Annotated in this window: 18 protein-coding genes; 9 read left to right on the top strand and 9 right to left on the bottom strand. The window is 67.1% G+C overall.

The features are described from left to right. Nucleotides 1-136 precede the first annotated feature (136 nt). Nucleotides 137-1,681 carry a glycosyltransferase family 39 protein gene (locus tag ACFC0O_RS40635; RefSeq protein ID WP_375967777.1) on the top strand — a complete coding sequence of 515 codons (1,545 nt, stop codon included), beginning with the start codon at nucleotides 137-139 and terminating at the stop codon, nucleotides 1,679-1,681. Here the strand turns inward: ACFC0O_RS40635 and ACFC0O_RS40630 are convergent. Then, complete coding sequence (locus tag ACFC0O_RS40630) at nucleotides 1,635-3,098, bottom strand: ABC1 kinase family protein (protein WP_375967552.1); 1,464 nt, start codon at nucleotides 3,096-3,098, stop codon at nucleotides 1,635-1,637. The genes ACFC0O_RS40635 and ACFC0O_RS40630 overlap by 47 nt on opposite strands. Nucleotides 3,099-3,283: 185 nt before the next feature. Here ACFC0O_RS40630 and ACFC0O_RS40625 point away from each other — a divergent pair, with 185 nt between their 5' ends. Both ACFC0O_RS40625 and ACFC0O_RS40620 read left to right on the top strand, forming a co-directional pair. Then, nucleotides 3,284-4,201, top strand: a complete 918-nt coding sequence (locus ACFC0O_RS40625; protein WP_375967551.1) for a metal-dependent hydrolase — start codon at nucleotides 3,284-3,286, stop codon at nucleotides 4,199-4,201. Nucleotides 4,202-4,245: 44 nt separating this feature from the next. Further along, nucleotides 4,246-5,457 carry a PDR/VanB family oxidoreductase gene (locus tag ACFC0O_RS40620; protein ID WP_375967775.1) on the top strand — a complete coding sequence of 404 codons (1,212 nt, stop codon included), beginning with the start codon at nucleotides 4,246-4,248 and terminating at the stop codon, nucleotides 5,455-5,457. On the opposite strand, the gene ACFC0O_RS40615 is transcribed toward ACFC0O_RS40620, so the two are convergent. The 4 genes from ACFC0O_RS40615 to ACFC0O_RS40600 all read right to left on the bottom strand — a co-directional run bounded on the left by ACFC0O_RS40615 (nucleotide 5,388) and on the right by ACFC0O_RS40600 (nucleotide 12,623). Then, a complete protein-coding gene (locus ACFC0O_RS40615; RefSeq protein WP_375967549.1) occupies nucleotides 5,388-7,148 on the bottom strand; it encodes an SDR family oxidoreductase in 1,761 nt (586 codons plus the stop codon). The two genes, ACFC0O_RS40620 and ACFC0O_RS40615, sit on opposite strands and share 70 nt — an antisense overlap. Before the next feature lie 165 nt (nucleotides 7,149-7,313). Continuing rightward, nucleotides 7,314-9,374: a CocE/NonD family hydrolase gene (locus tag ACFC0O_RS40610; protein ID WP_375967548.1), complete on the bottom strand. Its 2,061-nt coding sequence runs from the start codon at nucleotides 9,372-9,374 to the stop codon at nucleotides 7,314-7,316. Between the two features lie 164 nt (nucleotides 9,375-9,538). Beyond that, complete coding sequence (locus ACFC0O_RS40605; protein WP_375967547.1) at nucleotides 9,539-10,810, bottom strand: PucR family transcriptional regulator; 1,272 nt, start codon at nucleotides 10,808-10,810, stop codon at nucleotides 9,539-9,541. Nucleotides 10,811-10,820: 10 nt separating this feature from the next. After that, entirely contained in the window at nucleotides 10,821-12,623 is a 1,803-nt protein-coding gene (locus ACFC0O_RS40600; RefSeq protein ID WP_375967546.1) for an AMP-dependent synthetase/ligase, read from the bottom strand. A gap of 235 nt (nucleotides 12,624-12,858) precedes the next feature. Here ACFC0O_RS40600 and glnA point away from each other — a divergent pair, with 235 nt between their 5' ends. Continuing rightward, nucleotides 12,859-14,295, top strand: a complete 1,437-nt coding sequence (glnA, locus tag ACFC0O_RS40595) for a type I glutamate--ammonia ligase (RefSeq protein WP_375967544.1) — start codon at nucleotides 12,859-12,861, stop codon at nucleotides 14,293-14,295. Here glnA and ACFC0O_RS40590 read toward each other — a convergent pair. Next, nucleotides 14,280-14,900 (bottom strand): TetR/AcrR family transcriptional regulator, encoded by a 621-nt coding sequence (locus tag ACFC0O_RS40590; RefSeq protein WP_375967542.1) that lies wholly within the window; start codon nucleotides 14,898-14,900, stop codon nucleotides 14,280-14,282. The two genes, glnA and ACFC0O_RS40590, sit on opposite strands and share 16 nt — an antisense overlap. Nucleotides 14,901-15,001: 101 nt before the next feature. Here ACFC0O_RS40590 and ACFC0O_RS40585 point away from each other — a divergent pair, with 101 nt between their 5' ends. The 4 genes from ACFC0O_RS40585 to ACFC0O_RS40570 all read left to right on the top strand — a co-directional run bounded on the left by ACFC0O_RS40585 (nucleotide 15,002) and on the right by ACFC0O_RS40570 (nucleotide 18,271). Beyond that, complete coding sequence (locus ACFC0O_RS40585) at nucleotides 15,002-15,490, top strand: nitroreductase/quinone reductase family protein (RefSeq protein ID WP_375967541.1); 489 nt, start codon at nucleotides 15,002-15,004, stop codon at nucleotides 15,488-15,490. 35 nt (nucleotides 15,491-15,525) lie between these two features. After that, nucleotides 15,526-15,885 carry a nuclear transport factor 2 family protein gene (locus ACFC0O_RS40580; protein ID WP_375967540.1) on the top strand — a complete coding sequence of 120 codons (360 nt, stop codon included), beginning with the start codon at nucleotides 15,526-15,528 and terminating at the stop codon, nucleotides 15,883-15,885. 286 nt (nucleotides 15,886-16,171) lie between these two features. Further along, entirely contained in the window at nucleotides 16,172-17,887 is a 1,716-nt protein-coding gene (locus tag ACFC0O_RS40575; RefSeq protein ID WP_375967538.1) for a hypothetical protein, read from the top strand. 24 nt (nucleotides 17,888-17,911) lie between these two features. Further along, entirely contained in the window at nucleotides 17,912-18,271 is a 360-nt protein-coding gene (locus ACFC0O_RS40570; RefSeq protein ID WP_375967536.1) for an arsenate reductase family protein, read from the top strand. A 16-nt stretch (nucleotides 18,272-18,287) separates the two neighbouring features. Here the strand turns inward: ACFC0O_RS40570 and ACFC0O_RS40565 are convergent, their stop codons facing one another. Continuing rightward, nucleotides 18,288-18,734, bottom strand: a complete 447-nt coding sequence (locus ACFC0O_RS40565) for a nitroreductase family deazaflavin-dependent oxidoreductase (RefSeq protein ID WP_364633993.1) — start codon at nucleotides 18,732-18,734, stop codon at nucleotides 18,288-18,290. Between the two features lie 129 nt (nucleotides 18,735-18,863). Here ACFC0O_RS40565 and ACFC0O_RS40560 point away from each other — a divergent pair, with 129 nt between their 5' ends. Further along, nucleotides 18,864-19,553 carry a TetR/AcrR family transcriptional regulator gene (locus ACFC0O_RS40560; RefSeq protein ID WP_364633995.1) on the top strand — a complete coding sequence of 230 codons (690 nt, stop codon included), beginning with the start codon at nucleotides 18,864-18,866 and terminating at the stop codon, nucleotides 19,551-19,553. On the opposite strand, the gene ACFC0O_RS40555 is transcribed toward ACFC0O_RS40560, so the two are convergent. Both ACFC0O_RS40555 and ACFC0O_RS40550 read right to left on the bottom strand, forming a co-directional pair. After that, nucleotides 19,550-19,906 carry a DUF4873 domain-containing protein gene (locus tag ACFC0O_RS40555; protein ID WP_375967534.1) on the bottom strand — a complete coding sequence of 119 codons (357 nt, stop codon included), beginning with the start codon at nucleotides 19,904-19,906 and terminating at the stop codon, nucleotides 19,550-19,552. The two genes, ACFC0O_RS40560 and ACFC0O_RS40555, sit on opposite strands and share 4 nt — an antisense overlap. Continuing rightward, nucleotides 19,903-20,820: a diiron oxygenase gene (locus ACFC0O_RS40550; RefSeq protein WP_375967532.1), complete on the bottom strand. Its 918-nt coding sequence runs from the start codon at nucleotides 20,818-20,820 to the stop codon at nucleotides 19,903-19,905. The genes ACFC0O_RS40555 and ACFC0O_RS40550 overlap by 4 nt, the downstream gene beginning before the upstream one ends. Nucleotides 20,821-20,859 lie beyond the last annotated feature (39 nt).

Here is a 20,859-nt window from a genome sequence, read left to right as displayed (position 1 = left end):
CGCCGTCCGGACCGCCCCCGATCTTCCCCTGCTGTCGTAAGCGCTCTCGCCCGAAGTGAAGCTGTAGATTTGCTGATGTCCCGTCGTCATCAGGTCGAGCAGTACTTCACCGGGCAGGAGCATGCTGTTGACCGAGGTGGTGAATAGTCCGGCCCAGCCGAATTCCTCCGGTCGGCACCGGTTGGAACCGGATCGTCCGATCATCGCGTGGAAGGCGATCGCGGCCGTCGCGGTACCGGCTGCTGTGGTGTTGCTACTCGCCGCGACGCGGTACGGCTACTTCGGCGACGAGCTGTATTTCCTGGCCGCCGGACGACGGCCTTCGTTCGGCTACGCGGATCAGGGACCGGTGCTGCCGCTGCTGGCGCGGCTCATGGACACCATCGCGCCGGGCTCCTATTTCGTGCTGCGCCTGCCCGCGGTGGCATTGACGGTGACCGCGATCGTCCTGTGCGCCTTGCTCGCTCGCGAATTCGGCGGCGGTCGCTGGGCGCAGGCGTTGGCCGCCGCCGGTTATGCCACCTCACCGTTCCTGCTGCTGCAGGGCACCATGCTCACCACCAACGCGGTCGATACCGCGCTGTGGGTGATCATCACCTGGCTGGTGGTGCGCTGGGTGCGCACCCGCGATGACCGCCTGCTGCTGGCCGCGGCCCTGGTCACCGCCGTGGACATGCAGGTGAAATGGCTGATCCCCTTCTTCTGGCTGGCTGTGGCCGCGAGCAGTCTGGTCTTCGGGCCGCGCGATCTGGTGCGCCGCCCGCTGCTGTGGCTGGGCGGTGCGATCGTGGTCGCCGCGACGATTCCGGAACTGCTGTGGCAGGCGCACCATGACTGGCCGCAATTGGAGATGGGCCGGGTGATCGGCAATGAACAGGACATCCTGGGCGGGCGGCTCATGTTCCTGCCCATGTCGGTGAGCCTGGCGGGCTTCCTCGGCGCGGTGCTGCTGGTATTCGGGGTGTGGGTGCTGCTGGTGTGGGAGTCGTTGCGGCGCTACCGATTTCTGGGCGCGACCCTGATCCTGCTGTACCTGGCGTTCCTGATCACCGGCGGGCGGATCTACTACGCCGCCGGAATGTACGGGGTGCTGATCGCCGCGGGCGCGGTCGGCGTGGTCACCACCGCCGAGCGCATGCGGGTCGAGACGCGGCGCGCGCTCATCGCCGTGGTCACCGTATTGACGCTGGGCGCAACGGCATTCGTGCTGTACTCCACCCCGTGGCGGCCCGCCGCCGATGTGCATCCGCCCGCCGATGACGCCGAGGCCGCCATCAATATCGGCGTGTACGGATCATTCGGCTGGCATGAACTCACCGATGAGGTGGAGCGGGTCTATGCGGGCCTGACCCCGCAGGAGCGCGCCAAGGCCATCATCCTCGCCGATACCTATTGGCAGGCAAGCGCATTGGATGAGCTCGGCCGCCATGACCTACCGCCCATCTACAGCCCCAGTCGCGGCTTCGGATACTTCGGCACCCCACCCGATGACGCGAGCGCGGTGATCGCCGTCGGCGGCTACGAGGCGGTGCTGCGCTACCAGTTCGAACACGTCGATCCGGTGGGCAAGGTCGACACCCGCATCGGCTTCCCGGGCAATACCCAGAACGTGACGATCTGGAAGTGCACCGGCCTCAAGAAATCGTGGACACAGGTGTGGCCGAATTGGATGCATCTGTAACCGGGCGCACCACCCGCCCCGCCATACCCTCGCCGAGATTGAACCGTTCCATCGCGGTCCGCAGTCCGGGCAGCGCCGCGAACAATTCATCCCGCAGCGGCCCCTCGGCCCCGAGCTGAGCCAGTACGCCGACGGTGGCCAGAATCGTGCGCCCGATCGGGGTGTACGCGGGTGGCGCGGTGAGCTGCCTGCCCACATTCGACAGGCTCGGCTCGATGGTCCGGCGGACCTGCCCGCGCAACCATTTCGTGGTCAGCCGCACGGTATGCGGGAAGAACAGCTCCCGAATCGGCTCGGCCAGGGTGCGCAGCGCCACGATATCGAGTTCGCGATCGGGGGCGACGAAACCGTGCGTCCGCAGTGCGGCCTCCACGTGCGCGTTCTTCCCGTTGAACGCCGCATCGGCGATATCGGCGACCACCTGCTGGAATCCGGCCGGAATCGGCGGGCACGCGCCGAAATCCACCACGCCCAGGCGGCCGTCGCGCAGCACCCGGAAATTGCCCGGATGCGGATCGGAGTAGATCAACCCGGTCCGCCCCACGCAGGAGGTGACGAAACGCAGCACCAGCAGGCCGATCCGGTTCTTCTCCTGCTGTGCGCCCGAGGCGATGATGCGCGGCAGCGGAATCCCGTCCAGCCATTCGGTGACCAGCACATCGTTCTCCTGATGCACCACGCGCGGGACCACGAAATCCGGGTCGTCGGCGTACGCCTCGGCGAAAATCCGCTGGGTGTCAGCCTCTTTGGCGTAGTCCAGCTCTTCGCTGATGCATTCCGCGAACGCCTCGGCCAAGGCCCTGGTATCGGCCCCGGGCACGAAAACCGTTGCCAGTGGCGCGAGTTGGCGAATCTGCCGCAGATCGGACTGCACCGATTCGCGCGCACCCGGATACATTAGCTTGACCGCGACGGGGCGGCCATCGTGCCAGACAGCGCGATGCACCTGCCCCACGGAGGCGGCCGCACAGGCGCGGAGGGTGAAGTCGGAGAACTGATCTCGCCAATTCGGCCCCATATTGTCCGCCATGGCCTGATTCACCGCACCGGGCAGCATGGCCGGGGCGGAGTCCTGCAGGCGGCTCAGCGCCTCGCCGTAGGGTGCGCCCAATTCCGGCGGCAGCGCCATCTCGTAGAGGGCGAGCACCTGGCCGAATTTCGCCGCGCAGCCCTTGAGCTCGCCGAGCACCTCGAACATGTGCTGGGCGGTGCGGGCCTGGATATCGATCTCGACCTCGCGTTTGGGCGCTCCGAGCGCGCGTCGCCCGAGTCCGCCCGCGCGCCGGGCCGCATAGGCCACCGGCAGCGTGACGATCTTGGTATTTCGGACGGCGGCGCGGGTCGGCGGCTGACCGGTCGTCTCCGGTTCGGTGCGACGACGGAGTCGCCGGAGACCACCCTGGCGCGGTTCGAGCATCGAGGACCTCCCAAGATCGGGTGTCTCAGTGTGTCATGCGGTCGATCTCCGGGGGTAGGCCGGACAGCGGCGGATTTGACCGGTTGGGGTGGCAATGGGTTATTCCGGGTGACGATTTCAGGTGCGGGACGGGTCAATCATGTGATTGTCTGGGACAATTAAGCGACCGGTCTGCCCGGACGGCAATGGGGCGGTTCGCGCGATCGGGCACAGGAGTGATCACGATGAACGAGAAGATCGGTTCGGTCGCGCTGCGACCGCGAGCGGTGCGGTTCGATTTCTCCCGGTCGCCGCTGCACTGGATACCGGGTGAACCCGTTGCCTCACATGCCATCTCGGGCCTGAATCTGATTCTGCCGCTGGGCGAGCGCGGCTTCGTCGAGATGTTCCGGCGGGCGCTGCCCTATGTCACCGACGCCGACCTGCGCGAGCAGATGATCGGCTTCATGGGGCAGGAGGCCATCCACGCCGAATCGCACAATCAGGCCGTTTGGGAGTTCCTGCAACGCCACGATATCGACCCCGAACCCATTCTGACCGAGGCCGAATACCTTTTCGACCGGGCCATCGCCCGCCTGGACACGCTGCCGGAGAACCTGCGGCACCGGGTCGTCACGCAGATGCTGGCGCTCATCGCCGGGGTGGAACACTTCACCGCGCTCGGCGGCGACTGGATCCTGAATCAGGATTTCGAGAGCCTGCACGCCGATCCCGCGCTCACCGATCTGTTCCGCTGGCACGGTGCGGAGGAGGTCGAACATCGCAGTGTCGCCTACGATGTCGCCCGCTACTTCGGGGCCAAGCGGCCGCGCCTGGTCACCTTCTACCTGGGCACCAGCGTGGGGCTGCCGGTGGGCTTGATCGCCATCGCCTGGTGGCTGGTGCGACAGGACCCGACCATGCGAAATATGGGACCGGTCAGGGTATTCCGCGAGATCGGCAGCGGTATACGGCGCGGGGTGCTGCCGCGCTGGGGCCTGATCGGACGCGGTTTCGCCTCCTTCGTGCGTGCCGATTACGACCCGGCCGATACCGGCGACACCGCACAGGCCGTCGCCTACCTGGCCAAATCTCCCGCTGCCAAATTGGCGCACGCGTCATGACCAGAACCCCCGAACTGCAATCGGTCGAAGGCCGCATCGCCGAAATGCGCACGCGCGGTGTGCCACCTGCCTTCTGGGCCCCGTTACGCCGCGATCCGCTGCTGATGGTGGCCGACCGGCTCATCGGTCCCGGGGCGCGGGTGCTGGCGTGGCTCTCGCCGGACGCACCGGAGCCGCCACGTGCCGTACAGGCCAGAGAACTGGTGCTGGTGGACCGAGCGGTCGTCGCCGCCGACGAGGACGTCGTGAGCCTGGTCTTCGCCCACCCGCGCGGCGCGGCACTGCGCGCCTGGAGCCCCGGCGCTCATCTGGACCTGGTCCTGCCGTCCGGCCGCATGCGGCAGTACTCGCTCTGCGGCGACCCGGAAGACCCGTTCCACTACCGAATCGCGGTGCGGCGCATACCGAATGGCAGCGGTTCCATCGAACTGCACGACCTGCGGCCCGGCATGCGAGTGCGAATTCACGGCCCGCGCAACGCGTTCCCGCTGACCCTGGCGGGCCATGGTTCGCCGCCCGAGTCACCTCGCCGAATACGGTTCATAGCGGGTGGAATCGGGATCACGCCGATGCTGGGCATGATGCGCGCGGCCGATCGGGCCGGGGCGGAGTGGTCGCTGCTGTATACCGGCCGCCATCGAGCGGCGCTGCCGTTCCTCGATGAAATCGCCTGTTACGGCGGCAGAGTCACCGTGCGTACGGATGATGAGGCAGGGTTGCCGACCGCGGCGGTGCTGGTGCCGTCCGTGGAACCGGGGCTGGCCGTGTACGTGTGCGGTCCGCCCGCGCTGCTCGAGGTGGTGGCCGCGCGGGTGGCGCGTGCGCCCGTGGTGGAGCTGCATCATGAGCGGTTCGCGCCGCCGCCGATTGTCGACGGGCGAGCGTTCCGCGTGCAGTGGGGCAGGCGCGGCGGGGTTTTCGAGGTGCCCGCCGATCGCACGGTGCTCGCGGTGCTCGCCGAGGCGGATCCGGCGGTGCCGTATTCGTGCCGTCAGGGCTTCTGCACCACCTGCAAGGTGCGGGTGCTCGCCGGAACCGTCGAGCACCGCGACACCGTGCTCAACGACGCGCAGCGGGCACAGGGCGACATGCTGATCTGCGTGTCGCGGGCACAGCCCGGCGAGCTGCTGGTGCTGGATGCGAATACCGGTGCGGCGGGGCCGGTTCCGCCGCCGCATCGGGGCCGCTATCGCGTCAGGCTGGCGCGGGCCATGCCGAAGCGCATGAGGCTCGGCGGGGTCAAGCGGGTGCCGTAGTAGGCGACCCACGCTTCCGGGGTGACGGGGACGACCGCGCTATTGCGTTGGACGGCACGGACAATCGCCGCCGCCACCTTGGCGGGTGGGTAGCTGCGCATTCGGTACAGGGTGTCGAACAGTCGCTGCCTGGCATCCTGCTGATCCGCCGAGACACCCGAGAACTCGGTGGTGCGAACGATATTGGTGTGCACGATGCCCGGGCAGATGGTGGTGACCCCGATACCGTCCTTGGCCAGTTCGGCGCGCAGGCAGTCCGAGAAGGTGAAGACGGCCGACTTGCTGGTCGAGTACGCGCTGAAGCCCTGCTGCGGGGTGTAGGCGGCCATGCTGGAGACATTCACGATATGACCGCCGAGCCCGCGTTCGGCCATCAGATGTCCGAAGGCCCGCGAACCGTGCACCACACCGAACAGGTTGATATCCAGCACCCGTTTGAAACTCTCGCTGGGCGTGCGCAGGAACGGCGCGGCCTGGCCGACCCCGGCATTGTTCACCACCACATCGGGGACGCCGTGCACCGACGCCACCTCGTCCGCGTGTGCCTGAACAGCGGCCTCGTCGGAGACGTCCAGGGCGTACGGGTATGCCGCGCCGTCGAATTCGGCGATCAGCGCGGCGGTCTCCTTGGCGTCATCGGCGTCGATATCGGAGACCACCACCTCGGCCCCGGCGCGGGCGAAGGCGAGCGCGGTCTCGCGGCCGATTCCCGACCCCGCGCCGGTGACCACGACGAGTTGATCCTCGAACGGACGGCGGTCGCGCCCCACTTCGGCGCGGCGCAATTCCCGCGCGGGCTCGGCACCGGATACGGCGTCGATGAGCTGGATGGTGGCCCGCGCCAGCACCCCCGGATGTGAATACGGCACCCAGTGACCGGCTTTGAGATCCCGCCGCCACAGCCGATCGGTCCATTGATCCTCATCGTCGAACACCGCCGGGCGCACCGCCGGATCGTACTGGGCGACAATGAGCTGCACCGGTACCGTGGTTCGCCGCTCGCGTGCCGAGAACAGCTTCGCCACAACGAGATTGGCGCGGTAGATCTGGAGTCCATTGGCGGCGTCCGCGGTGAAGGTGTCACCCAGGGTGACCTGTTCGGCGGGCGTGCCCTGCGCCAGACGCAGCCCCGCGCGGAATACCCGGTCCCGCAGACCGAACCGGACCAGCGCGGGGGTCACCGGTGCCATGAACGCGAATTGATAGGCGATCGAGGCCAATTGGGCCAGGGGAGCGGCGAGATTTCCGGGGGTCGGCCGGGTGAAGCGGCCGCGCGCCCAGTGACCGGCGTGATCGAGATTCGGCCCGGACACCGAGGTGAACGAGGCGATGCGGGCCTGGGCCCCGGGTTCGCATACCGCGTCCCATACGGTCACCGAACCCCAGTCGTGAGCCAGGACGTGTACTGGAGCGTCCGGGCTGACCGCGTCGATCACCGCGAAGAAGTCGGTGGCGAGTTCCGGTATCCGGAATGCCCTGTGGTCCTTGGGATTCGTACTGCGCCCGTGCCCGCGCGAATCGTAGGTGACGACCAGGAATCGGTCGATGAGATGCGGAAGGACGTTGTCCCACAGTCGATGTGAATCGGGCCAGCCGTGCACCAGCACGATGGCCGGCCCATCGGGCACGCCCTGTTCGTACACGGCGATATCGATCTCGCCATTGGTCACGGTCCGGGTTTGCAGCGCCACTGCCGCCTCCTCTGTCTCAGACAGGTGATTCGACTCCAGCTTGGCGGGCAACGGCAGCGGTGTCAATGCGCGGACGCGGGGGCGTTGCAGGGTGGTACGGCGGCGGCGACCAGCCGTACCACCCGCCCCCGGCCACCCGGGCCGGTGGATTCGGACCCCGCGGACTCAGTGCGTGAGCGACCCCGCGGGCGCGAGCGGCAACACCAGACTCGACGGCCACACCGAATTCCGCTGCACCTGCTGAGACGTTCCCAGCAGACGCGGCAGATCGGTCGGAATCGGCATCGTCGAGGGGAATGTACCGGTCGAAATCCGCAGGCGCAGCGCATGCCCCGGCTCCAGGCGATAGAACGTGGGGCGCAGCTTGATATCGACCTGCACCACCTCGCCCGGGGTGAGCAGCCGCTGATTCTCCCGCAGCAGCACATGTTCGGGCGCGTAGACGGTCCCGTCCGGCGTGCGCCAGGTCTTGTCCTCGTTCAGGGTGCGCTGGCTCGCCAATTGTGAACCGCCGGTGATGTTCACGGCCGAACCGTCCGGGGCCACATCGTCGAGCCATACCTGGAAGGCCGCATCGGTGCCGGTGGAGGAGGCGTACAGGCTCACACTCGACGGCCCGGCCAGCACGGTCGGCTCGGATACCGGATCGGCCGTGTACTTCAGGCCGGCGGTGGGTTCCAGCACCCGCTCGGTGCACGGGTTGTATGCGGTGAAGACGCGGAAGACGAAGTCCAGCAGCCCCGCGGTGTACTGGCCCAGACTCTGCCGATTGCACAGATTGTCGATACCGGAGTACTCGATTCGATCCGCGCCGTCCGTGCCGGTGGGAGCCTGCTCGGTCAGCCGACCGGCATCGAAGTAGCGCCGCACCACGGTGGCCTGATCGAACGGATAGTGCGCGGTATCGGCGGCATTGTTGCCCGGATCGATGACGTGCAGCGGCCTGTCGGTGTTCTCGACCCCGTTCGGAATATCCTTGAGCCAGCGGTCGAACCAGGCCAGCGTGATCATATCGGTGTCCAGGCGCGAGCCCGGGCCGACGCCGAGGCCCACGTGATACCAAGGGCCCATGAGCAATTGGTAGCGGCCGTCGGCCTTCTGGTCTCCTGCCATGGGCGCGAACTGATCGCGTCCGGCCGAAAGATTCTGCAGCTGCGAGTAATTGCGGAACGGCCCCTCCTGATAGAGGTCCCAGAGCCCGCCCACCTGATACATGGCGATGCCGTTGTCGACCAGATTGTGCAGATCGGTCTCGAACCGCCGCTCCTGCCACCACGAGGTGTCATAGGCGAGCGGCCCACCCGCGTACGCCTCCAGCAGCAGTTTGATGGTGCTATCCGAGGACACCAGCGCCTGGAGGTGATCCACCAGCGATTTGACGAAGGTCTGCGGGGATACCACCGCCGTCAGGAACGGTCCCATCAGACTCAGATACGGCACCATGAGCGAGATGGCGGTGAGCAGGATCGGGCTCATCATGCCGTCGTGGCCGAGCACCTCGTTGAAGATATTGTTCGGCATCGCCATGGGCACAATGGCTTTGAGCGGTGAATCCGGGCCGACCGCCTCGGCGGTGCGCAGGGCGCTCAACGCCGGGAACGAATACCCGTACATGCCGACCTTGCCATTGGACCCGGGCAGCTTGGCCGCCCAATCCACCAGCTGCACACCGTCTATGCCGTCCTGCCGGGACGCCGGATTCCACGCGCCGGTCGACCCGCCGGTACCGCGCACATCCGCGATCACCTCGATATAACCGTGCCGCACCAGCATGTCCTGTGCGCTGGTGGCCTGATTGATCACGCGCCGAACGTCTTTGATCTGATCCGGCAGTGCGATGTGCAGTTCGTCGATGACGCTGGTGAGTGCCGCGGTGAGCGCGCTGGTGACCGCACCGTAGGTGGTGAAGTTGACCACCACCGGGAAATCCCCGGCCGCGCGCTGCCCGGTCGCCGGATCGGTCGGATACCGCACCTCGGCCTGCAATTGCGTACCGTCGGACAGCGGAACCACATGTCCCAGTTCATAACTCACGCCATAAGCCGCGGGCGTCGGCTCGTAGTCGGCGGGCAGGCCGAAATTCACCGGCGCGTTCGGCACCGGCCCGCTGCCGGGCACCGCCCCCGCGAAGGTGCTGCTGGACACCGTCAGGGCGAACGCGGAGAAGCCCGCCACGGCCAGGGGAACCAGACGGCGGCAGCGCGGCCACCGTGACTTGTTACTCAACGATCTACCTCTGCGGATGGTCAGGAGGCCGTCGCGGCGGCCCATCCCGCCCGGTGACCTCGTCGTCGGAGTTCAGCACACCGCACAGTCCCCACCCTCGGACACCGCCAATCCCCAAGACTCCGCCGGGCCCCGTTGTGCACTGGACCAAGATCGGGAGGGAATTACGGTGCGAAGGCGGCGGATTCGAGGCGGCGCGCGATCCGGGCCGCGGACAGGGTCATGGCATCGGTGGGCCGGTGCGGATCCAGACCCGTCAATTCGTGAATGCGGGCCAGTCGATAGGTGACCGTATTGCGGTGGATATTCAGCAGGCGCGCGGTGGCCAGCTGATTGAAACCGCTGTCGACGAAGACCTCCAGGGTTTCCGCGAGCAGCGGCTGCGGATCCAGGGGGAGCAGCACCGACGCCAGGCCCACCCGCGCGGAACCGCCCGCGGCGACCGTGTACTCGAACATGAGATCGCTACGGCGGCACAGGGTTTGCGGGCGCTCCAGGCAGCGGCCCAATTCGGCGAGCATGCGGGCCTCGGCGAACAGCTCCGGCACCGCGTCGCGGGTGGACGCCACCGTGACACCGACCCAGAAGGGCGCGGCGTGAGTGGCCTGATTGGCTGAATCGGGCTGCGGTGCGGGGTGATTCGCCGCGGCGGGCGGGGACTGCTCGGGGCGGCGGGTCGCGCTGCGCTGGGTCTGCTGCTCCTGCGTGGGGAGCAGCCGGGCACTGAGCGCGGCGATGGTCGCGGAACCGTCATCACCCGGGTGCAGGGGAAGCAGCGCGGTCCAGCCGCCACTGTCCAGGCGCAGGAACACTCCGGGAATGGCCTCGATGCGATGGCGCAGATCGCCGGTATCGGCGATCCGGGCCGAGCTGAGCCGGAACACCGCGATGAGGAACGCGTCCGGCACCGCGATGGCCGGTTCATCGGCCCATTCGATCGGATCGCGTCCGGTGAGCAGTGCGTCGGCGATGGCCCGCCGGCGCTCGAGCAGTTCCCAGCGCGGATCGTGCGCCCGATGCACACAGGCGGTGGCGATGCGCGCGGTGAGTGTGGTGATGTAGTGCAGCAGCGGCAGCGCGGCCTCGGTGAGCAGTTCCCGCTCGGGTCCCTCGACCGCGGCGAGCATATGCGACCAGATGAATTCCGCGCCGATCCGATAGCGGCCGAGCACTTCCTCGAGGGGTTCGCCGTCGCGGACCCGGCCCAGCGCGATCTCCACGACTTCGCGGGTGTCCTCCTCACCGGGGGTGATCCCGGTGCGCAGGAAATCGAAGAACAGATCCACATTGAGCTTGGTGCCGCGTTCGAAACCGCTGGCCACCAAGGGTTGCGGCAGGGTGCGGTACGGCGGCAGCGCGGCGGGGAATACCTCCCGCGCCGCGACCGCGCGCCGATACAGCTCTTCCAGCGCACGGTCCCGGATTCGCGCTTGCATGACTCTCCTACTACGCGTACAGCGAGTCGATAGTAGCCGCATAGGCGGTAGCTATCGGTTTGCGCCTCAGTTTTCCGGTGGCCGTGAGGCAGTCACTGCCCGGGAGCCACACATCCGGCAGCACCGCGAACTTCTTGATCTGCTCCACCCGGGAGAGCTTGGCATTCGCCGCATCGACACCCTCCTGGAGGGCTTTGCGAACGATCGGATCCTGTGCCATGGCCGCGATACTACGGTCGGTTAGCTGGTGCCGCTCGGCGAAGGCGGCGGCCAGGTCCGGATCGAGGCAGATCAGCGCGGTGTTGTAGGAGCGCGCCTCACCGATCACCGCGACCGCGCCCGCGAGCGGGGTGTTCTCGGTGATGGTGTTCTCGATATTGGTCGGCGACATATTCTTGCCCGCCGCGTTGATGATGAGTTCCTTCTTGCGGTCGACGATCTTGAGGAAACCCTCACTGTCGAGTTCACCGATATCGCCGGTATGCAGCCAGCCGTCGGCGTCGATGGTCTCGGCGGTCTTATCGGGGGCGTTGCGGTAGCCGCGCATGACCATGCGACCGCGCACCAGCACCTCACCGTCCTCGGCGATCTTGACCTCCGCACCGGGCAGCGCCGTGCCGACCGTGCCGATCTTGATGCGCTCCGGGCGGCCCACGGTCGCTCCCGCCGTGCACTCGGTCATGCCGTACCCCTCGCACAACGGCAGACCCAGGCCCAGGAAGAACTCGTGGGTATCGGGGGGAATCGGCGCGGAGCCGGTGACGGCGACCCGAACCTTGTCCAGCCCCAGGCGTTCTCGAATGGTGGCCAGCACCAGGCGGTCGGCCAGGCGGTATCGCAGCGTCGCCAGCGGGCTCAGCGGGCGACCGTCCGAGATCGCGCGAGCGCGGGCCCGGCCGGTCCGGATCGCCCAGTCCACCAGTGCCCGGCGCACCGCGCTGGGTTCGGCGGCGAAGCGATCCTCCAGTGCCGCTTTGACTTTCACCCACACCCGGGGCACGCCCAGGAAGACCGACGGATGCACCTCGGCCAGGGCTTCGGCGACCTGTTTGAGATCGGGACAGGTGGTGATCTCGCCGCCGCTGATCATGGCCAGATAGTGCGCGAACCAGCGATTGGCGGCGTGCGCGTCCGGCAGATACGAGACCACCTTGTCCTCGGGTCCGCCACCACCGAATTCGTCGACCACGCGGGCGTTTTCGAGGAAGTTGGTGTGCGTGAGCTCCACGCCCTTGGGCGGGCCGGTGGTGCCCGAGGTGTAGACGATGGTCAGCAGATTCTCCGGATCCACCGCCCGCCAAGACTTCTCGAAATCGAAATCGGCGGCCGGGGCGGCCTCGACCGCGGCCAGCGCCAGGGTGCCGTCCGGCGCTTCATCCACGCAGATCACGTGCTCGACCGTATTGCCCTGTGCCGCGGCCTTCTCCACCGCGGCCAGGATCTGCGGTGCGAACTGGCGCTCGCAGATGACGGCGCGATTGCCCGCGTTGCCGAACTGATAGGCCAGCAGATCCACCGGATTGGTGTTGTACACCGAGAACGGCGTCGCACCGGTGTGCAGGACCGCGGTATCGCAGAGATGGAACTCCGGGCGATTGGTCAGCATGATCGCGACCGTGTCACCGGGGCCGATGCCCAATCCCGCCAGGCCCGCGGCAATGCTCCGGACCCGTTCGCCGTACTCGCGCCAGGTGATGGTCACGGCCCCGCCGAGCGTGCGCAGTGCGATCGCGTCCGGATTGGCCGCGACATTGGCCTGGAACGCCTCACACAGCGTGCGCGGCCGCACCGTCGTCACCTTTGATGAACTCACGAACCTACCTCTCTCGGATTGCCATCCAGCACACCGCACAAAGGCGGTGCGATACCAGTGGCAATCAAGAAGACAAGCGGCGCGCGGTTTGTGCACGTGAACAAATTGTGTGCCGGGGCGGCCGGAATGGGATGGCCGGTCGGCATGCGACGTATGGTTTTTACAGCCGTAGGACCGCCGGACCCAGACCGGGCCGTCCGATCGGGTAGCGGTGCGGCTGTACTAGGAGCCCGCAGTGATCACCCCCACCGCACCCGGCGTACAGGAATTCATCCGCGCCGAAGCCGTCGAATACGTCGATATCCGCTTCTGCGATGTGCCCGGCGTACAACAGCATTTCTCCATTCCCGCAACGATGTTCGGACCGGATCTGGTGCAGGAGGGCATCGCGTTCGACGGTTCGTCGGTGCGCGGCTTCCAGGCCATCCATGAATCGGACATGCTGTTGCTGCCGGATCTCGGCACCGCACAACTGGATTCGTTCCGCGGCGCGAAAACGCTCAATATCAACTGTTTCGTGCACGATCCGCACACCCGGCAGGCGTACAGTCGCGATCCGCGCAATGTGGCGCGCAAGGCCGAGGATTACCTGCGCAGCACCGGAATCGCCGATACCGCGTACTTCGGGCCCGAAGCCGAGTTCTACATCTTCGATTCGGTGCGCTATCAGACCAAGATGAATGGCGCTTTCTACGAGGTGGATTCGGTCTCGGGCGGCTGGAACAGCGGCGCGAAACACAATCCGGACGGATCCCTGAACCGCGGCTACAAGGTGCGCCCCAAGGGTGGATACTTCCCCGTCGCGCCCTATGACGCCGACGTCGACCTGCGAGATCAGATGTGCACCAACCTGATGCGCGCCGGATTCGATCTGGAGAAGGGGCATCACGAGGTCGGCACCGGCGGGCAGGCGGAGATCAATTACCGCTTCAATACCCTGCTGGCCGCCGCCGATGACCTCCAGCTCTACAAGTACATCATCAAGAACACCGCGTGGGAGCACGGAAAGACCGTCACCTTCATGCCGAAGCCGCTGTTCGGTGACAATGGTTCGGGAATGCATGTGCACCAATCCCTCTGGAAGGACGGCGCACCGCTGTTCTACGATGAGGCGGGCTATGCGGGCCTCTCGGATCTGGCCCGGCATTACATCGGCGGCCTGCTGCATCACGCCCCGTCATTGCTGGCCTGGACCAACCCCACGGTGAATTCCTACAAGCGCCTGGTCCCCGGCTACGAGGCCCCGGTGAATCTGGTGTACAGCCAGCGCAATCGCTCGGCCGCCGTGCGCATCCCGGTCACCGGAACCAGTGCCGCCGCGAAGCGCCTCGAATTCCGCTGCCCCGATTCCTCCGGCAATCCGTACCTCGCCTTCGCCGCCATGATGATGGCCGGATTGGACGGCATCGCAAATAAAACCGAGCCCGCCCTCCCCGTCGACAAAGACCTCTACGAACTCACCCCCGAGGAATCCGCCGAGGTAACCCAAACCCCCGCCAGCCTCGACGCCGTCATCGACCGTCTCGAAGCCGATCACGAATACCTCACCCACGGAGGCGTTTTCACCGAGGACCTCATCGAAACCTGGATCCGCATCAAACGCGATAGCGAGATCGCCGAAATCAACGTCCGTCCGCACCCCTACGAATTCGACCTCTACTTCGACGTGTGAGGTTCCAGGAGCCGGGCCACCGCGTCGGCGATGGCGGCGGGTGCGGGCAGGTCCGCGTGCGCGTCCGGCGGGCTGAGGCGGCGTTGCAGGGCGCGCTGGTGGGCCGCGCCGACAAGCAGCAGGGCCGCGGGGCGCAGGTCTGTGCCGGGGGCGGTGTGCCGGGTCAGTTGTGCGGCAACGGCTTCCACGGCGCGGTGCGGACCCAGGTCCAGGTCGCGGCTGCGCTGCTGGTAGACCGCGCGGAGGTCGGCGTCGGATTCGACCGCTGCCATGACCGGGATGGCGGCGGTGAAGAAGTCCTCGAGGGTGGACAGCAGGGTGACCAGGTCGGTGCGGAGATCGGTTGCGGCGGTGCCGGATCGGTCGGTGAGGAGGTCCTTGAAGGGGCGCAGTTGATGCTGAATCACGGCCTGTAGCAGGCCCATTCGGTCGCCGAAGTGGTAGAAGATGCTGGATTCGGCGACGCCCGCGCGCTTGGCGATCTCCTTGGTGGACAGGCGGGCCACGCCGGATTCGGTGAGGGTCTGCTGGGCGCAGGCGATGACGGCCTCGCGGACGCCGGTGCGGGGGCGGCCACGCGGGCGGGTCGCGCGCTCCGATGTCATATCGCCTCCTGGATTTTCGCTGCCTGCCCTTGCAGTATGCCGCATTCGGCCGTAGTTTTTGAGTATCTACTCAGTAAATAGGTGACTCGGAGGTAGTCCCGATGTCCAGTCCCGCCACCAGCGTCCAACCCGCCGTCGGATCGCGCGTCCAGCGCACGGGGGACGCGTTCATGCGCCGCCTGCTGCGCTCACCACTGCATCGCATGGTCAGCTCGAAACTGCTGATCGTCACCGTGATCGGCCGCAAGACCGGGCACGTCTACGAAAACCCGGTCGGCTACGCCCAATTCGAAGGGCAGATCCTGATCGGCACCGCCGCGCGCTGGCACCGCAATCTGCGCCCCGGCGAGCCGGTGCGCCTCACGGTGCGACGGCAACCCGTCGAGGCGGACTGGGAGGTGATCAGGGATGAGGAGACCGCGGCCGAATGCTACGGAATCATCCTCGAGCAGAACCCGACCCACGGGAAGTTCGCCAAGATCAGCCTCGACCCCGTCGGCCGCGTCAACCGCAAGGAACTGCGCGCGGCGCTCGATCGCGGCACCGTGGTGGTGCGGCTGCGGCCGCGAAAGGTTTTACCTGACGCGTAATCGCTTCCGCGCAGCTCAGCGAACAAGCTTGGTACATGAGCGAATACGAGAACATTGCACAGCGGTACATCGACAGCTGGAACGAGAAGGATGCCGATAAGCGCCTGGCGCTGATCGACGAGTTGTACACCCCCGGCGTGATTTTCACCGATCCGCTGGTGTCCCTGGTCGGCACCGAGGCCGTCGCGGAGATGGTGGCCGGAGCCCAGGAACAGTTCGCCGGGCTGGAATTCGGACTCGGCGCCGTGGACGGCCACCACGATATCGCCCGCTTCACCTGGACCCTGAACGCGCCGGGAGCGCAGGAGCCGATCGTCATCGGATTCGATGTGATCACCATCTCCGGCGGGAAGATCGAACGGGTGCACGGATTCCTGGACAAGGTGCCGGGCTGAGTGCTGAAGTATTCGGTGGTGCGGCGGCGAATCATCCCCGCACCACCGGATATTCGGTTGTGAGCCCGATCAGGGGGTGGTGCCGTCGGCGTAAGCGCGGCGGAAAATGTTGTGGGGGAACGTAGTTGAGTGCCGGGGGAGGAGCATTCCCGGCGACCGGAGCGGGTCGCCGGGTAGCCTTTCATGCCCGCGTCCCTCAAACTATGACGTTTCCCTCACTGCCCGCGCGAGTCCGGTGGCGCCCCATACGATCCGGACCTGAAGAAGGCGGGAAGGCGAAGAGGCCATGGATCGAAATGCGTTCGTCGAGGTGATGAACGAGGCGAGCGGCATGCTGGAATCCGGCCGCGCGCCCGAAGCGCTCGCCCGGCTGACGGCGTTCGACAATGCGCTGCTGTCACCGCCGGACCCCAAGGATTACGGCTGGGTGGTGTCGTACACCTTCCGGTCCGCGTTCGCCGCGGGCGAATACGACCAGGCACTGCGCATCGCCGAGAACGGCCCGGCACGGTTCCCGGCCGATATCCCGCCCGCGACCCTGGCGACCATGTACTCCATGGGCGTGGAGGCCGCCACCCAGCTCGGCCGCGCCGACAGCGCCGTGCTCATGGCCGACCGCTGCATCGATCTGCGCCGCAGCCACGGCGATCACGGCGAGGTCCTGATGGCCGCCATGACCGCGTGCACCCTGCTCGGCGATATCGAAAGACATGATCTGGCAAGCCGGTACGCCCAGCTCCTGGTCGCCGAGGGCGACGGCTACGACGAATACCGGGCCTACGGCTACTACGCCATCTGCGCCGCCATCGAACACGAGGTCGGCGGCCACCTCATCGACACCCTGCGCGCCGGCCGCGACTGGCTGCTCGCGCACGACAACGAATTCGCCCGCGAGGCACTGGGATACCTGAACAGCTCCGCCGCGGTGGAAAATGCCGCTCCGGCCCCGCAGCGCACGGACGTGCCCCTCGGCCAGGATCCATTCGCGCCGCCGCCCGGACCGGGGCAGTTCGGTCAACCCCCGCTCGGCGCGGATCCCCTCGGCACGCCTCCGCTCGGCTCCGACCCGCTTGGTCAACCCCTGCCGGGGACGGATGCACTCGGCCAGCGTCTGCCGGGGCCGGACCCCCTCGGCCAGCGACTGCCTGGACCGGACCCGCTCGGTCAGCCTCCGCTCGGCTCAGCTCCTTTCGCGCAGCCGTCGCTCGGCCCGGAGTCGCCGGTTCCGGGTCCCTTCGGTCCGGCTCCGGTGGATCCGGATTTCCTCGCCCCGCCGCCCTTCGGCGCGGAGCCCTTCGACGCGCCCCCGCCCATCGATCTGTCGGTGCCGCTCGGGCCGCCGCTGGGTGAGGTGGCGCAGACCGAACTGCTGAACATCTCCGGGGACGGGATGGAATCGGTCAGCGGGCCGAAACAGCCTCCGGCGGATCAGCTCGCGGGCGGTGAGGCCGCCGACGCGTTGCTCGAGGCGCAGCGGCCGGGTATCGCCGCCACCGCGTATCGCGCGCTCATCGACGATGCCATCGCCACCGGCACACCAGATCCGCTGATCGCCGGTAAGGCCGTGCTCGGCCTGCTGATGGCGCTCATCTTCGACAATCGGGTCGGTGAGGCGCATGCGGTGTGGATCGATGAGCAGGGGCCGACCTATCTCGGCGTCTGGGCGCTGGAGAACGGTCAGACCTCGGTGCACGACGCCATGGCCTACAACCTGGTCGCGGCCTTCCTGCATTCGCTCAGCACCGGTGATCCGAATGCCGCCAATCACGCCGTCGACACCCTCATGGGCCGCTGCGTGAACTGGGCCTTCGGCACCGATCCGCAGGTCGTGCCCGCCATGCTCAATACCTGGCGGCGGCACCTGTTCGAGATTCACGAGGGTGAGCCCGCCCCCGAATACCTGTGGGAACTCGGCCAGGCCGAACAGCGCTGGGGCGGACCGCTGCCCGAATCGGCGCTGTACTGGATGCGCCCGTACCCGTGGGTCGTCGACTGGCTGTGATCGGCCCGAATTAGGCTGCCCGGTATGGCAACCGAGATCTGGCACAACCCCAAATGCTCGAAGAGCCGCACGGCCAAGGCGACGCTCGATGACACCGGCGTCGAGTACGTCGAGCGCCGCTACCTCGACGATCCGCCGAGCGTCGCCGAAATCGATTCCGTACTGGGCAAACTCGGGCTCGAACCGTGGGATATCACCCGCACCGCCGAACCCGAGGCCAAGGAACTCGGGGTGGCCTCCTGGGATCGCACGCCCGCCGAGCGGGACCGCTGGATCGAAGCCCTCGCCACCCATCCGCGACTCATCCAGCGGCCGATCGTGCTTACCGCCGACGGCCGCGCCATTCTCGCCCGCAGCGACGAAGCGCTCGACGAATTGCGCTGAGCGGCGCGACGATTCGTCACGAGAGCGCGAAAACCGGGAATCCCGGTGCGATGGCGGCCAATTCGGCATCGGAGGAGTTCTTGGTCACGCCCTCGAAGAACCGGCCCACTTCCCAGCCCCAGCGATCCAGGTAGGCGTGCAGGACGGGGAGCTTCTCGGCATCGGGGAGCTCCCGTGCGGTGAAGGTCTCGGTCTTGCGGCCCAGCCGCAGTTCACCATTGCCGGAGACGCGCAGATTCCGGACCCACTGGGTGTGGCCGCGCGGTGCGACCAGATAGCGCTGTCCGTCGACGACCAGCAGATTGACCATCGTGGTGCGCCATTCGCCGCTCTTGCGCCCGCGCACCGCGAGCAGTCGTGAACCCGCCACGCTGATGCCCAGTTTGGGCAGGGTGTTGGCGATGCGGTTCATGATCGGGTCCAGGCCGGTGGGGGACAGGTACCGGGTTGCGAGGTCGCTCATGGCTGACTTCCTTCTCATATTCGAGAGCGGCGCTCTCTGATGTGATCAGTGTGCGCCGCCGGTCGCCGCGCTGTCAAGAGCAGTGCTCTCATTTCATTCATATGCTCCGAAACGTGGCACACTATTCGCATGAGCGCCCCACGCACCGCCCGTGAACGGGCACGAGCCGAGATCACCCGCGAGATCACCGACGCGGCGCGCCGTCAGCTCGCCGACTCCGGCGCGGCCGCGCTGTCGCTGCGTGCCATCGCCCGCGAACTCGGCATGGTGTCCTCGGCGCTGTACCGGTACTTCCCGAGCCGGGACGAACTGCTCACCGCGCTGATCATCGAGGCGTACAACGCCGTCGGCGAGGCGGTGGAGAACGCGGTCGCGACCGGGGACACCCCGCGCGCGCAGTGGCGGGCCGCGGCGGCGGCGGTGCGGCACTGGGCCATCGGGCATCCGCACGAATACGCGCTGCTGTACGGGTCGCCGGTGCCGGGGTATCAAGCGCCGCAGGACACCATCGGGCCCGCGTCCCGGGTGCCGGTCGCCGCGCTGGGAATCGTCGTGAACGCCTGGCGGGCAGGCACTTTGGCGGACGGCGAGGGCGAGATGTCCGCCGAGCTCACCGCACAATGCTCCGAGATCGCCGCGCAGATCGCGCCGGGATTGCCGCCCGAGGGCGTGGCGCGCACGGTGGTGGCGTGGACGCAGCTCTACGGCGCGGTCGGCTTCGAACTCACCGGGCAGCTGGTCGGCAGTATGGATCCCGCCGGGCCGTTCTTCGACTACGCCGTGGAACTGATGGCCGATCTCATCGGCCTGTCCGGCTAACGGTGGTGAATCTCGGCCTGCTCCAACGGGAATGGCGGCTCACCGAGTCCGACGATGCGCAGATTGCCCCACGGGTCACGCTCCTGGAGCACACCGCGCGCGGGCGTCCCACCCGGCAGTGTGAGGAAGACCTGACCGCGCCCGGGATCGGGTAGTTCGACGCCCTCGGGCGCGGAAACCCTTCCGTACCAATGGAAATTGCCGTCGATCGGATCGAGATGGCCGTTCAGGCTGACCGTGACGGCGACCTCCGCGCCCGGCGCGTCCAAGAGCGCCGGACCCGAATACTCCGGTGCGGGAGCGGGATCCGGATAGTCGATATCCGGTGCCGCCGCCCGCCGCGATCGCCTCACAGCAGCCCCTGGCGCTGCCAGATGCGCTTACCGATCGGGCCGATCAGGCCCTGCTTGTCCAGGAACGCACCGAGATTCGCGGCTCCCACGCCCAGGGCGCGCTTGGCATGCGGATTGGCGCGGGCCATCCGCCGTGCACCGCGACCGTCCTCGATGCCGGCGCGGACGTACATATGCCAGTTCGTCATCAGGTGCACGAACAGCGGTGCGGCGATGGCGACGCACAGTTTGGTGTACGCCAGTTCGGCCCGCGACATCTCGGGGACCATGCGCGCCAAGGCATCCCGGGCGAAACCGATATGGCGCGCCTCCTCGGTGACGTGAATCCGCATGGCGCGCGCCACGACCGGCTGCAATTCCGGGTCGTCCAGGGTCTGGCGCTGAATGGCGTCGAAGATCTCCTCGCCGACCAGCGCGCCCACCCACACCATGGAACCGCGCAGGACGATCTGCAATGCGCTGATGGTCAGTCGCTCATAGCGATTGGGCCAGTACGGCTTCGCCTCCACCCGATCGATGAGCTTGCCGAACATCATCATGTGCCGGCATTCATCGCCCATCTCGGTGAGCGTGTAGTGCGAATGCCGGGACCGCGGATCACCGGACATGAGCTCGCGCAACAGCAGTCGATTGAGCAGGTTCTCGAACCAGATGCCGACCGAGAGCACATTGGCCAGTTCCTGGCGCGAGAGTTCGCGGCGCTGTTCATGATCCATCGCATCCCACAGCGGCGTGCCGAAGAGCGAGACCACCTCGGGCGGCAGGAAGAGTTTGTCCGGGTCCAGGGGTGCGTCCCAGTCGATATCGACGACCGGATCGTAGAACTTCTTCACATGCCCCGTGAGCAGTCGCTGAGCGAAGGAATCGCGAGGGAGCAGTGTCTTGTCGGGGGAGGCGATGGCGTCGTTGCTCATGGCAGCATCCTGACTGAAATTACTGATACACGCTGTTAC

The organism is Nocardia sp. NPDC056100 (assembly GCF_042266325.1).
In the GTDB taxonomy this organism is placed as follows: domain Bacteria; phylum Actinomycetota; class Actinomycetes; order Mycobacteriales; family Mycobacteriaceae; genus Nocardia.
Note: the sequence above shows the minus strand (reverse complement) of the source record. Positions and strands in the feature narration are given on the sequence as shown.